This is a genomic window from Streptomyces sp. NPDC048338, from assembly GCF_043201055.1.
GTDB lineage: Bacteria > Actinomycetota > Actinomycetes > Streptomycetales > Streptomycetaceae > Streptomyces.
Genome location: NZ_JBICYQ010000001.1, coordinates 169,300 through 181,672 on the forward strand (window position 1 = coordinate 169,300; position 12,373 = coordinate 181,672).

Genomic DNA, 12,373 nt, shown 5'->3' on the forward strand with positions numbered 1-12,373 from the left:
CTCGTCCCCTCTCGTTGTGCGATCCCCGCGGCAGTCCATGCCGAACGTGCGGTTGTGCAGCACCCTACGCAGTGTCACCGACACCGCAGCAGGCGCGGTCCGGTTTTGTGTCGGTCTTGCAACACACCGGACAGGCCCCGGAGCCCGGCCGCTCAGGCCAGGCCCGCCTCCTTCATCTGGCGCAACTCCTTCTTCAGCTCGCCCACCTCGTCCCGCAGCCGCGCGGCCACCTCGAACTGCAGCTCCGCCGCAGCGGCGCGCATCCGGTCGGTCATCTCCTCGATGATCGCTGCCAGTTCGCTGGCGGGCCGGTCGCCGAGTTCGACCGTGGAGCCGGCCTTGGCGGCCTTGCCCCGGCTCTTCGTGCCGTGCGCGGCCAGCGCGGGGACGGGCGCCTTGGTGTCCTTCCCCTGGCGGTAGCCGGTACCGAGGAGCTCCTCGGTGTCGACCTCCTCGCGCGCGATCGTGGCGACGATGTCGTTGATCTTCTTGCGCAGCGGCTGGGGGTCGATGCCGTGGGCGGTGTTGTAGGCGTTCTGCTTCTCACGGCGCCGGTTGGTCTCGTCGATCGCCTTCTCCATCGCGGGCGTGATCTTGTCCGCGTACATGTGGACCTGTCCGGAGACGTTGCGCGCGGCGCGGCCGATGGTCTGGATCAGCGAGGTGCCCGAGCGCAGGAAGCCCTGCTTGTCGGCGTCGAGGATGGCGACGAGGGAGACCTCGGGGAGGTCGAGGCCCTCGCGGAGCAGGTTGATGCCGACCAGGACGTCGTACTCGCCGGCCCTCAGCTCGCGCAGCAGCTCGATGCGGCGCAGGGTGTCGACGTCGCTGTGGAGATAGCGGACCTGGATGCCCAGCTCCAGGAAGTAGTCGGTGAGGTCCTCGGCCATCTTCTTGGTGAGCGTGGTGACGAGCACCCGCTCGTCCTTCTCGGTGCGCAGCCGGATCTCGTGGACCAGGTCGTCGATCTGGCCCTCGGTGGGCTTGACGACGACCTCGGGGTCGACCAGGCCGGTGGGGCGGATGATCTGCTCGACGAAGCCGTCCCCGCGGGACAGCTCGTACGTCCCGGGGGTGGCGGAGAGGTAGACGGTCTGGCCGATCCGCTCCTGGAACTCCTCCCACTTCAGCGGGCGGTTGTCGAGCGCCGAGGGGAGCCGGAAGCCGTGGTCGACCAGGGTCCGCTTGCGCGAGGCGTCGCCCTCGTACATGGCACCGATCTGGGGCACGGTGACGTGCGACTCGTCGATGACGAGCAGGAAGTCCTCGGGGAAGTAGTCGAGGAGGGTGTTCGGGGCGGATCCGGGCTCGCGGCCGTCGAAGTGCATCGAGTAGTTCTCGATGCCGGAGCAGGAGCCGATCTGGCGCATCATCTCGATGTCGTACGTGGTGCGCATGCGCAGCCGCTGCGACTCCAGCATCTTGCCCTGCTTGTCGAGCTCGGCGAGACGGCTCTCGAGCTCGCGCTCGATGCCGTCGACCGCGCGCTCCATGCGCTCGGGGCCGGCGACGTAGTGGCTGGCGGGGAAGACGTACAGCTCGCGGTCCTCGCTGATGACCTCGCCGGTGAGCGGGTGCAGCGTGGACAGCGCCTCGATCTCGTCGCCGAACATCTCGATGCGGACGGCGAGCTCCTCGTAGACCGGGAAGATCTCGATGGTGTCGCCGCGGACCCGGAAGGTGCCGCGTGTGAACGCCAGGTCGTTGCGCGCGTACTGGATGTCGACGAAGCGGCGGAGCAGCTGGTCGCGGTCGAACTCCTCGCCGACCTTGAGCGGGACCATCCGGTCCACGTACTCCTGCGGCGTGCCGAGGCCGTAGATGCAGGAGACGGAGGCCACCACCACGACGTCCCGACGGGTGAGCAGGGAGTTCGTCGCGGAGTGGCGCAGCCGCTCGACCTCCTCGTTGATCGAGGAGTCCTTCTCGATGTAGGTGTCCGACTGCGGGACGTACGCCTCGGGCTGGTAGTAGTCGTAGTACGAGACGAAGTACTCGACGGCGTTGTTCGGCAGGAGCTCGCGGAACTCGTTCGCCAGCTGGGCCGCCAGGGTCTTGTTCGGGGCCATGACCAGCGTGGGGCGCTGCAGCTTCTCGATCATCCACGCGGTGGTCGCCGACTTGCCGGTGCCGGTGGCGCCGAGCAGCACGACGTCCTTCTCGCCGGCGCGGATGCGCCGCTCGAGGTCGGCGATGGCCGTCGGCTGGTCGCCGCTGGGCTGGAAGGGGCTGACGACCTCGAAGGGCGCCACCGAACGTTCGATCTTGGAAACGGGCCGCATGCACCCACCGTACGACCCCCCACTGACAGCCGGGCGGTGAACGGCCGGGCGGATGGCGGCGGCCCCCGTCTCACCAGTCCTGGGAGCGGTGCGCGCCCCGGGGGACGCCCTTGCGCGCGGCCCGTCCCGAGGCCGGGCGGGCCGACCAGTTGGCGGGCTCCCCGTAGGCGGAGGGGCGGCGCGGCGCGGGCACGCCGGCCCGCACGGCCCGGGGGGAGGCGGGCTTCTGCCAGTCCGGGTCGCCCATGACGAGCAGCGGGTCGAACATGACGACGACGGCGGCCAGCAGCAGGAAGACCGCCGGGCCGATCAGCATCGGGAGGAGGAGGGAGGTGGCGGAGTCGCCGCCGCTCGCGAGGGCGCCGTCGCCGTGCAGGTGGACGTTGACCGCCGCCATGGCGGTGTAGTGCATACCAGTGACGGCGAGTCCCATCACCATGCTCGCGCCGAGGCTGGCCAGAAATCCGTGTACCGAGACGGCGGCCCAGAGGGCCGCGGTGGCCGCCACGACGGCGATGGCGACGGAGAGCGCCACGGTGACCGTGTCGTACTCGATGCGGCCCTGGAGCCGCATGCCCGCCATGCCGAGGTAGTGCATGGTCGCGACCCCGAGACCGGTGATGGTGCCGCCGGTGACCAGGGCGAGCGTCGTCGCGCCGCGGTAGCCCACGATGAAGATGCCGACGCCGACCACCAGGACGGCGACGCCCAGGCTGGCGAAGGTGAGCGGCCGGTCGTAGGTGATCGGGGCCTGCCGGACGGAGAAGCCGATCATGCCGATGAAGTGCATGGTCCAGATGCCGGTGCCGATCGAGGTGGCGCCCAGCGCCAGCCAGCCGGCTTTGAAGGTGTCACGGTTGCGGAGCGATCTGGTGGTGCAGCGCAGTCCCAGGGCGCCACCGAGGCAGGCCATGAGAAAGGCCGCCACCGGCGTGACGACGCCGTAGCTGAATCCGTCGACCGTGCCCTGCATGAGCGTGTGACCTCCACCCGTGGTGCAACGTCGTCCGAAAACAGTCGGTACCGCTGAGTAGTGCTACCGGGGCGAGATTATGGCGCGCCGGGAGCCGCGCGACCACGTGGTCCGGGAAAAGGCCCGGGGGAGATCGGGGCGACACCCCGCCGCGATGTCGGTGCCGGGTCGTACGGTGATCGGTATGGACAGCGAGACGACCTCGCCGCGGGGATCCGCGGAGCGGCTGGAGTGGGCGGTCGTGGACAGCGCCATCGGCCCGCTGCTGCTGGCGGCGACCGCCCGTGGCCTGGTGAGCGTGGTCTTCCACGCCGAGGAGGGGGTGCGCGAGCGGACCCTGGACCGGATCGCGGGCCGGCTCGGCGCGGACCCGGTGCACGACGCGTCGGGGCTCCTCGCCGAACCCGTGCGGCAGCTCGCGGAGTACTTCGACGGCGGGTTGCGCGAGTTCGGCGTCGCCCTGGACTGGTCGTTGACGGCCGGGTTCAACCGGGTGGTGCTGCGCGAACTGGCGATCGGGGTGCCGTACGGGACGGTGGTGGGGTACGGGGACCTGGCGAAGCGGGTCGGCGAGCCGCGCGCCGCGCAGGCGGTCGGGGTGGCGATGGGCTCCAATCCGCTGCCGATCGTCGTGCCGTGCCACCGGGTGGTGGAGAGCGACGGCGGGCTCGGCGGCTTCGGGGGCGGTCTGGAGACGAAGCGGAGGCTGCTGGAGCTGGAGGGCGTCCTGCCGCAGCCGCTGTTCTGAACGCGGCCCCCGGCGGCCGGCCGTGCCGCTCCCGGAGATGTGAGCAAGGAGGCGTTCCCACGGGGTGGGACGGCTGGCACACTGCCGTAAGTGACCAACACCCCCGACGCCCCTGACGCCCTGCTTTCGGCGGAGATACCCCCTCCCGTCGCGGCACCCGAGCTGCCCGCGCTCCGGCGCCGGATCCAGGCGGTACTGATCACCAGCCAGATCCTCGGCGGGCTCGGCATCGCCATCGGGGTCGCCCTGGCCGCCGTGCTGGCCAAGGACGTCAGCGGCACCGAGGCGCTGTCGGGGCTGGCCTCGACGGCCACCGTGGCCGGCCCGGCCCTGCTCGCGATGCCGCTGGCCGCCCTGATGTCCACCCGGGGGCGGCGTGCGGGACTCGTGCTCGCCTATCTGGTGGGGGCGCTGGGCGCCTGCGTGGTGGTCCTCGGCGCGGTCGTCGACAGCTTCCCGCTCCTCCTGCTGGGTCTGGTCGGCTTCGGGGCCGGCTCCTCGGCCAACCTCGCGGCCCGCTTCGCCGCCGCCGACCTCGCCGAGCCGGAGCGCCGGGCGCGGGCCATCTCGACCGTGGTCTGGGCGACGACGATCGGGGCGGTCCTCGGCCCGAACATCGCCGCGCCGGCCGGGCGGAGCGTGGCCGGGCTCGGCATCCCGGCGGCGGCCGGACCCTTCGTCTGGGCGGCCGGCGTGTTCCTGCTCGCCGCGGTGCTGATGGCGGTGCTGCTGCGCCCCGACCCCCTCCTGACGGCCCGTGCGCTGGCCGGTCCCGCGGACCGGGAGGAAGCCGACGGGCGCTCCCTGCGGGCGGGCATGCGGGCGGTCCGGGAGTCCTCGCGGGCCCGGCTGGCCCTGGTCACCGTGGCCGCCTCGCACACGGCGATGGTCTCGATCATGTCGATGACGCCGGTGGCACTGAGCCATCACGGCGCGGGGATCGAGCTGATCGGCCTGGTCATCAGCGGGCACATCGCGGGCATGTACGCCTTCTCCCCGGTGATGGGCTGGCTGTCGGACCGGCTGGGCCGGCTGTCGGTGATCGGCCTGGCGGTCGGGCTCCTGTCGGTGGCGGCGCTGCTGGCCGGCACGGCGGGGCCGAGCCACGGGCGGACCGCCGTGGGCCTGTTCGTGCTGGGCCTGGGCTGGTCGGCGGGGCTCGTGTCGGGCTCCGCGCTTCTGACGGACTCGGTGCCGCAGGCCGCCCGCGCGGCGGTCCAGGGCCTGTCCGACTTCACCATGAACACCGCGGCGGGCATCGGCGGGCTGATGGCCGGACTGATCGTGGCCGAGGCGGGCTACGGCTGGCTGAACGTGGTGGGCGCCTGTCTGCTGCTGCCGATGGCCGCGCTGGCCGTCCGGGGGGCGGTCCGCCGCGCCTGACCCGGCGGACCGCGCCGCCGCGGCCGGCGTGCCCCGCGCGCCCGTCAGCGCGGCACCACGGGGGACGAGGCGCCGGACACCAGCGGGCGGGCCCGGCCCGACCCGTCGGCCTGGACCGTCCACAGAGCGCCCTCGTGGCCGTACGCCAGTGTGCGGTCGTCGGTCCAGGCGGCCTGGTCGTCGATGCTGCGGTCCTCGGCGACCGGGTGCTCGCGCAGGGTCCGGAGATCGAGGACGTACAGGCGCCAGGGCGCCTTCGGATCGTCCGAGACCTTCTTCTTGAAGGCGACCCTGGTGCCGTCGGGCGACAGCGACGGGCACTCGACGTTCTCCCGCACGGCCCGCGCCGACCAGGTCCGGAGGTCGCCCTCGACCAGGTGGGTACGGCCGTCCGTCGCGACGGTGGCGTAGAAGCGGTTGTCGTCGCGGGCGAAGGTGACGCCCCAGTAGTTGACGTCGGGCGCGTGGTACCGCCGGCCGCCGAGCGTGAGCGGGATCTGCTCCATGTTCTTGACGAGGTAGCCGGTGCGCAGGTCGAGGATCGAGGTCCGGGTCGAGAAGGCGGAGGTCGCGTAGGAGTCGCCGGTGGCGAACATGGTCCAGGACAGCACCTGTCCCGAGGCCGACACGCGGGCCCGGCTGGGGATGCCCGGGAGCGCGATCCGCCGCAGTTCGCGCAGGTTCCGGTCGAGCACGAGGGCGTACGAGCGCGGCGGTACGCCCGGGCGCCGCCGGAGGCAGAGGGCGGTGGGCCCGGCGGCGTGGAAGCGGTCGCACACCGGGCCGCCGGCCACCCGTCCGTCCGGGGCCGCCGGGTCCCGGCGGGCGACGCGGCCGGTCGCCGTGTCGCGGAAGTACAGGCGTCCGGCCGGGCCTTCGAGGGTGAAGCCGGGGGCCGCCGCGGTCGAGGTCCGGCCGGCCGTCGCGTGCCCGGCCGCGCGGAGGGTGTAGGCGGTGGCGCCGCCGGCGAGCAGGACGACGGCCAGGACGAGGAGCAGGAGACGGGTCCGGGCGGGACGGCCGGTGCCGGTCATGAAGGGGACCTTTCGTGAGGCGGCGGGGCGGGCAGCAGACGCACGGCGCAGCAGAGGGCCGCCGCGAGCCCTGCGCAGGCCAGCAGGAGCGCGGCCCGGGGGCCCCACGCCGTCCAGGCGGCCCCGAAGCCGGCCGCCGCGACGAGCCGGGCCAGGGCCTGGACGGTCTGGACGAGCGCGAGTCCTCCCGCCCGGCGCCCGGCCGGGAGGAGCGGGCCGGTCAGCGCCATCAGGACCCCGTCGGTGGCGGCGTAGAAGATCCCGAGGAGCGCGAGGACGAGCCCGAGGAGGAGGGGGTCGGGGCCGGGGGCGAGGAGCGCCGCGTACGCGAGGAGCAGGGCCCCGTGTCCGTACAGGAAGGGGCGGCGGCGTCCGATCCGGTCGGCGAGCCGGCCGGCCGGGACGGCGAGCAGCAGATAGCAGGCCGCCGCGCCGAGCGGCAGGAAGGGGAACCACGTGACGGCCAGGTCGAGCCGCCGCTGGAGCAGCAGGTAGACGAACGCGTCGCCGACGGTGGCCGCCCCGAGGAGCGCGGTGCAGACGACGATCCGGCGGTAGGCCGGTGTGCGCAGCGGCGCGAACGGGGCGCGGGGCGCCCGCCGTCGGGGCGGTACGGGGGCTGCCGGCGCCGGAGGGGCGGCGGGCGCGTCCGGCACGAGCACCACCAGGAGCAGCACGCCGGCGACCCCGGTGCAGAAGCTGACGACGAACACCGCGTCGTAGGCGTCGGCCGTCGCCCAGAGCAGGGCGAACGCGGCGAGCGGTCCGAGCAGGGCGCCGGTGGTGTCCATCGCCCGGTGGACGCCGAAGGCGCGGCCGAGGCCGTCGGGCGGGCTGCTGAGGGTGATCAGCGCGTCCCGCGGTGCGGTCCGGATGCCCTTGCCGAGCCGGTCGGCGGCGAGCGACGCCGCGATCGGGCCGGCCGCGCCGCCCGCGAGGAGCAGTCCGAGCCGCGAGCAGGCGGACAGCGCGTACCCGATCCCCGCGACGCGCTTGTGGCGGCCGCCGCGGTCGGCCGCGTGGCCGCCGAGGAGCCGTACGAGCGCGGTGGCGCCGTTGAGGAGGCCGTCCAGGACGCCGAACTGGAGCGGGGAGAGGCCGAGTCCGAGGACGAGGTAGAGCGGCAGCACGGCGGTCACCATCTCCGAGGAGACGTCGGTGACCAGGCTGACCGCGCCCAGCGCGAGGACGGTGCCGGAGACGCGCCGCCGGACCCCGGGGTGGGGCGGCGGCGCGTCCGGGCGACCGGTGGTCGCGAGGTACATCAGTGGCAGGTGTAGGTCGGGCCGGAGTCCTTGACCTGGCCGTCGGTGCCGACGTACTGCCAGGTGTACGTCGTGTCGGTGAGGTCGAGCTTCAGCACGCCGTACGGCCCGCTGATCCGCTTCTGGCTGTTGGGCTGGACGGTCTCGATCGGGTAGGGCTCCGCTCCGCCCGTCCCGCCGACGATCTCGACGATGCCGGCGGCCGTCGCCCGCCCGGACGGGTCCTGCGGGGCGAACCGCTCGTAGTGGTGGTCGTGGCCGTTGAGGACGAGGTCGGCCCCGGCGCCGTAGAGGATCTGCCAGACGGGCTTGGAGACGGGGTCGTTGCCGTGGCCTCCCGAGGAGTACAGCGGGTGGTGGAAGTAGGCGGCGACGCAGCCCTTGGTGGTCCGGGCGAGGTCGTCCTTGAGCCACTGGAGCTGGGCCGCGTCGTCGAAGGAGTTGGAGTCGAGGGCGACGAAGTGCCAGTTGCCCTCGTCGAAGCTGTAGTACGGCTTGCCCTGGGGGTAGGCGATCGCGCCGAAGTAGGACTTGTAGCCGGCGAGCGGTCCGGCGGGGTCGTACGTCTCGTGGTTGCCCGGCACGGGCCGGGTCCTGGCCTTGAAGGCGCCCCAGGTCTTGTCGTAGTAGGCGCGGAAGTCGGAGAGCAGGGCGTCGTCGTACTGGTTGTCGCCCATCGTCAGATAGAACTTCGGGTCGATGCGCTGCGCCAGGGCCGCGGTCTTCGGGTGGGCGCAGGAGCTGCTGGAGGCGGTGCACTGGGCGGCGATGTCACCCGCGGCCACCACGGTGAAGGCGCCTCCCGGGGGCGGGGTGCCGCCGTCGGTGGTGCCGTACACCTCCAGTTCGTAGAGGGAGTAGCCGTACGGGGTGCCGCGGGCGGTGCCGTGGACGCGCAGGTACCGGCCCTTGCCGCTGAGCGCGGTCCAGTCGTCGGTGCCGCCGTTCCCTGCGGTCTCGGTGGCGAGGCGCGTCCAGGCCGCGCCGTCGGCCGAGACCTCGATCCGGTACGCCTTGGCGTACGCGGCCTCCCAGGTCAGGCGGACCCGGGAGACGCCGGCGGTCGCCCCGAGGTCGACGCGGATCCACTGCGGGTCGGAACCCTCGGCGCTGGCCCAGCGGGTGGCCGGGTCGCCGTCGACGGCGTTCGCGGGTCCGAGGGTGGAGTCCTCCACGGAGGAGGACGTGACGGGCTTGCCGCGGGAGAGGAGGGGGTCGGCGGCCGCCCCGGCGCGGCCGGGCGCGGCGAGCAGCAGTCCGCCGACGAGCAGCAGGACGGCGGTGAGCACGAGGGTCGGGGTGAGGTGGGTGTGGCGTGGTGGGGCGGAGGCGTTCAGGCGCATACCTGGGCTCCCTGGCCTGGGGGCGGCGAGAGCTGGACACCGGTGCGGAGCGCCGCGCCCCCCTCGGGGGGCCGTCCCGCGGATCGGGCCGCACGCGCGCGGCGGGATCGACGGGACGCCGCCCGGCGGGGGGCGGCGCACGGCGGCCGGGTCAGAGCTCTCGCTGAGCGCGTCACGCCCCTCGGGAGGGGCGCCGCGCCGAGCCGCTGTCGGGCAGCGTATCCGATAGGAAACCTTCCTACCAGACCCTCAACTCGCACTGCCCGCCTGGGTGATGTGGTACGCCTTGCGCAGCGTCTCGTGGACGGTCCAGGTGGTCCGGTCGCCCTCGCGCAGCACGCAGGCGTCGCCGGGGCCGACCTCCAGCGTGGCGCCGCCCTCGACCGCGACGGTGGCACGCCCGCTCACGACCACGAACAGCTCGTCGGCCTCGGTGTCGGTCACCACGCCGGGAGTGATCTGCCAGATGCCGCGCACCTGCGTGCCGTCGGCCGACTCCCACAGGACCTTGCCGGTCACCTCGGGGTCCCCGGAGACGATCTGGGCGGGGTCGAGGGGCTCCGGCTCCAGCTCGGCGTCGGGGACGTGGACGGCGAAGGAGGGCTGGTCGTGTGTCGTCATGGCCGGTGACTGTAGCGGGGACGCCGGGCCTCCCCCCGCCCGGGACCGGCTGAATGAGCGACTCCACTTCGGCCCCGACCAGGCGACTTCCCCGAACCGGGCGGCGACGACGAAATCCGAAGGGGCACTCGGGGGTGGAGTCGGGCGGGTCACCGGCACCCTCCGGACGACACCCGCCGGACGAGCGGACAGGGCCCGCCACCGGCGGCGCCGGGACACGCGGGCCCGTGCCGCCCGAGACCCACCACCCGCCCCGGCCGGCGGGGGCGGGCCGGGCGGGAGTGGGCCGATGGGGGCGCTCCGGCACTGATTCCGAAGCCGCCTCGGAATATTCGATTCCGGTCGCACGACCCCCCATACGGCGACATCCGCACCCCCGGTCGGCGTACATCCGGTCGTGGCCGGCGCCCGGATCGTCGTAGAAGTGACGAGTGGACACCTCGGCACCTCCGGCCCCGGAATCACTCATACGCGCACCCCGCCCACCGAGGTGGAATCACGCCGCTCGGCGGAAAACCGGGTCGGCGCGACACGTTGCCGGCAGATGTCCCCGCTGGTCGGGGGCGGCGCCTTTGGTGCGCCCAATGACGGTCGCGGCCGATGTGCCGCGCCCCCTGTCAAGCATGACGTGCACGCGCCAAACTCCCGGTGAACGCCTCCCCCACCTCCGACAGGAGAGTGCGATGCCCTCCTCCGCCTTCCTCCCCCGCGCCCTCGCGCTGACGGCCGCCGCCCTGCTCGCGGCCACCGCGGCCGCCTCCCCGGCGCACGCCTCGGCCCCGCCCCCCGGCGAGGCGGACACCCCGCTCGCCCCCGGAGCCGCCTACAAGGCCGCGTACGACACCCTCGGCGCACAGCGCCTGACCCCCGCCCAGCGCAGACTCGACGCCGCCAAGCAGGCGCGGGCCGCCGACACCTCCGCCACCGCACGCGGGGCCGGGGCCGCCCTCGCCGGGTACAAGCTCTCCGGCGCCCTGCACCAGTCGCAGAAGACGTCCTACTGGTGCGGACCGGCCACCCTCGTGATCACCCAGTCCGCCCACGACGGCGTCGCCGGCCGCTCCCAGCAGGACGCAGCGACCCTCCTGAAGACGAACACCAGCGGCACCGCCTGGTACGGCGTCGACATCAACGTGCCCGGCCCGACCGGCTATCCGATGGCCGACGCCCTCAACCACAGGCTGCCCGGAGCCGGATACGTGCCCAGGGCCCTGCCGTACACCCCCACCGCCACCGACAAGGCCAACTTCAAGCAGCACATCACCCACAACACCGACCACGACTACGCGATAGCCGGCAACGCCTGGGAGGTGCCCGGCGGCCCGCACCTCGTCGGCCACCCGAACATAGAGATCTTCCACTGGGTGTCGATCGACGGCTACAACACCGACACCGCCGCCGCGCAGGTCGACTACCTCGACCCGGTGGGCGGCGTGAGCACGAGCGTGATCTCCTGGGCGGGCTCCGTACCCAAGTCGGCGCACATCTCCTCCGACACCCTCACCACCATCATGGGCGGCCGTGGGTACGTCTGGTAGGCCCGCTCTGCCGGTCCTGCTGCTGACGGGCATCCTGCTGGCGGGGTGCTCGTCGGGGCGGCCGGCTCCCGACCCCACGACGGCTCCGGACCGCACGACCGCGGCGGACGGGACGACCGCGCCCCGCGCCCCGAGCGGCGTCGCGACCCCGACCCGGCCCGGTCCGGGGACCCTGGCCGCCGCCTGCGAGGTGCGGCTGCCCGCCGCCTGGAGCTCCGCGCTCGACGCCGGCGAGGTGCGCACCCCGTCCGCCGAGCGGGCGGTGCTCACCGACACCGGCCCCGGCTGGACCGCGGTCCAGCTCAGCGGCCCCGGCGGGCGACGCGCCGCCCTCGTACCGGCGGACGGCGCCCCCCGCACCCTGCTGCGGCTCGCCGACCCCGTCGAACACCAGCTGCTCGCCGCCGACTTCGACGGCCGGCGGTGGGCCGCGTTCGCCGTCCTGGAAGGACGGACGCTGGACAGCCCGTGGAGCCTGTACGTCTGGGACGGCAGCACCGGCAGGGCCCGGCGCCTGGCCCGTGCCGACCGGCCGGGACCGCTCCCGCACCCCGTCGTGAGCGGAGGGACCGTCCACTGGGCGCAGGGAGTCGGCGACGGCAAGGCCACCGTCTACGCGGCCCCGGCCACCGGCGGCGCGCCCCGCGCCCTGCACACCGGCGTGCTCGACACCCCGTTCACCGCCGGCGGACTCCTGGTGTGGCGCGAAGCGGCCGGCCCGGCGACCCGGCTGGCCGCCGTCTCCCTGACGGGGCTGCGGGCCGCCGCCCTGCCCGCGCCGCTGGCCGGCCTCCGCGACGTCCGTTCCGTCGTCTCCGACGGCACGACCTGGGCCTGGGTCGCGGGCGAGAGCGAGCCCGCCCTGATGGTGTGGCGGACGGGAGACGCCCGGCCGACGGCCGTGGTGACGCGGTCGCCGGCCGTCGACGGCATGGACCAGCTGCGGGTCAGCGGCCGGCTCGTCACCTGGCGCACCCCGGAGACCTCCTACGCCCTGGACCTCGGCTCGGGTTCGTACACGCGGATCACGCCGGCGTACGGCTACGCCCAGGCGAGGGACGGCGCCCTGGCCGTCGCGTACAGCCTGGGAGACGCCAAGGCGAACGGCTCCCGGCCCGTGATCCAGGTCGTGGACGCCGGCCGGCTGCCCGGACTGCCGGGCTGCGGCCGATGAACGTCTCCCGGG

The 12,373-nt window shown here is 73.9% G+C and carries 10 protein-coding genes; 4 read left to right on the forward strand and 6 right to left on the reverse strand.

Features of this window, described 5'->3' with window-relative positions:
• Window positions 1-152 precede the first annotated feature (152 nt).
• Both uvrB and ACGFZF_RS00820 read right to left on the reverse strand, forming a co-directional pair.
• Window positions 153-2,282, reverse strand: a complete 2,130-nt coding sequence (gene uvrB, locus ACGFZF_RS00815) for an excinuclease ABC subunit UvrB (RefSeq protein ID WP_393550250.1) — start codon at window positions 2,280-2,282, stop codon at window positions 153-155.
• A gap of 70 nt (window positions 2,283-2,352) precedes the next feature.
• Window positions 2,353-3,255 (reverse strand): MHYT domain-containing protein, encoded by a 903-nt coding sequence (locus ACGFZF_RS00820; RefSeq protein WP_393550252.1) that lies wholly within the window; start codon window positions 3,253-3,255, stop codon window positions 2,353-2,355.
• Between the two features lie 184 nt (window positions 3,256-3,439).
• Here ACGFZF_RS00820 and ACGFZF_RS00825 point away from each other — a divergent pair, with 184 nt between their 5' ends.
• The gene (locus ACGFZF_RS00825; protein ID WP_393550254.1) at window positions 3,440-4,003 is read left to right on the forward strand and encodes a methylated-DNA--[protein]-cysteine S-methyltransferase; all 564 of its coding nucleotides are present in this window, start codon (window positions 3,440-3,442) and stop codon (window positions 4,001-4,003) included.
• 90 nt (window positions 4,004-4,093) lie between these two features.
• Window positions 4,094-5,386, forward strand: coding sequence for an MFS transporter (locus ACGFZF_RS00830; protein WP_393550256.1), 1,293 nt, complete (start codon window positions 4,094-4,096; stop codon window positions 5,384-5,386).
• Between the two features lie 44 nt (window positions 5,387-5,430).
• Here ACGFZF_RS00830 and ACGFZF_RS00835 read toward each other — a convergent pair whose 3' ends face one another.
• The 4 genes from ACGFZF_RS00835 to ACGFZF_RS00850 form a co-directional block, all read right to left on the reverse strand.
• The gene (locus ACGFZF_RS00835) at window positions 5,431-6,420 is read right to left on the reverse strand and encodes a hypothetical protein (protein WP_393550258.1); all 990 of its coding nucleotides are present in this window, start codon (window positions 6,418-6,420) and stop codon (window positions 5,431-5,433) included.
• Window positions 6,417-7,685, reverse strand: coding sequence for an MFS transporter (locus tag ACGFZF_RS00840; protein WP_393550260.1), 1,269 nt, complete (start codon window positions 7,683-7,685; stop codon window positions 6,417-6,419). The genes ACGFZF_RS00835 and ACGFZF_RS00840 overlap by 4 nt, the downstream gene beginning before the upstream one ends.
• The gene (locus ACGFZF_RS00845) at window positions 7,685-9,028 is read right to left on the reverse strand and encodes a discoidin domain-containing protein (RefSeq protein ID WP_393550262.1); all 1,344 of its coding nucleotides are present in this window, start codon (window positions 9,026-9,028) and stop codon (window positions 7,685-7,687) included. The genes ACGFZF_RS00840 and ACGFZF_RS00845 overlap by 1 nt, the downstream gene beginning before the upstream one ends.
• A 249-nt stretch (window positions 9,029-9,277) precedes the next feature.
• The gene (locus tag ACGFZF_RS00850; RefSeq protein WP_393550264.1) at window positions 9,278-9,649 is read right to left on the reverse strand and encodes a cupin domain-containing protein; all 372 of its coding nucleotides are present in this window, start codon (window positions 9,647-9,649) and stop codon (window positions 9,278-9,280) included.
• Window positions 9,650-10,332: 683 nt separating this feature from the next.
• Between ACGFZF_RS00850 and ACGFZF_RS00855 the strand changes: the two genes are divergently transcribed.
• Window positions 10,333-11,187, forward strand: a complete 855-nt coding sequence (locus tag ACGFZF_RS00855; RefSeq protein WP_393550267.1) for a hypothetical protein — start codon at window positions 10,333-10,335, stop codon at window positions 11,185-11,187.
• Complete coding sequence (locus ACGFZF_RS00860) at window positions 11,171-12,361, forward strand: hypothetical protein (protein WP_393550269.1); 1,191 nt, start codon at window positions 11,171-11,173, stop codon at window positions 12,359-12,361. The genes ACGFZF_RS00855 and ACGFZF_RS00860 overlap by 17 nt, the downstream gene beginning before the upstream one ends.
• Window positions 12,362-12,373 lie beyond the last annotated feature (12 nt).

Excerpts from the sequence above, each read along its gene's own strand:
- uvrB (WP_393550250.1), bottom strand. The coding sequence starts at position 2,282 with ATGCGGCCCGTTTCCAAGATCGAACGTTCGGTGGCGCCCTTCGAGGTC.
- ACGFZF_RS00845 (WP_393550262.1), bottom strand. The coding sequence starts at position 9,028 with ATGCGCCTGAACGCCTCCGCCCCACCACGCCACACCCACCTCACCCCG.
- ACGFZF_RS00820 (WP_393550252.1), bottom strand. The coding sequence starts at position 3,255 with ATGCAGGGCACGGTCGACGGATTCAGCTACGGCGTCGTCACGCCGGTG.
- ACGFZF_RS00840 (WP_393550260.1), bottom strand. The coding sequence starts at position 7,685 with ATGTACCTCGCGACCACCGGTCGCCCGGACGCGCCGCCGCCCCACCCC.
- ACGFZF_RS00850 (WP_393550264.1), bottom strand. The coding sequence starts at position 9,649 with ATGACGACACACGACCAGCCCTCCTTCGCCGTCCACGTCCCCGACGCC.
- ACGFZF_RS00825 (WP_393550254.1), top strand. The coding sequence starts at position 3,440 with ATGGACAGCGAGACGACCTCGCCGCGGGGATCCGCGGAGCGGCTGGAG.
- ACGFZF_RS00835 (WP_393550258.1), bottom strand. The coding sequence starts at position 6,420 with ATGACCGGCACCGGCCGTCCCGCCCGGACCCGTCTCCTGCTCCTCGTC.
- ACGFZF_RS00855 (WP_393550267.1), top strand. The coding sequence starts at position 10,333 with ATGCCCTCCTCCGCCTTCCTCCCCCGCGCCCTCGCGCTGACGGCCGCC.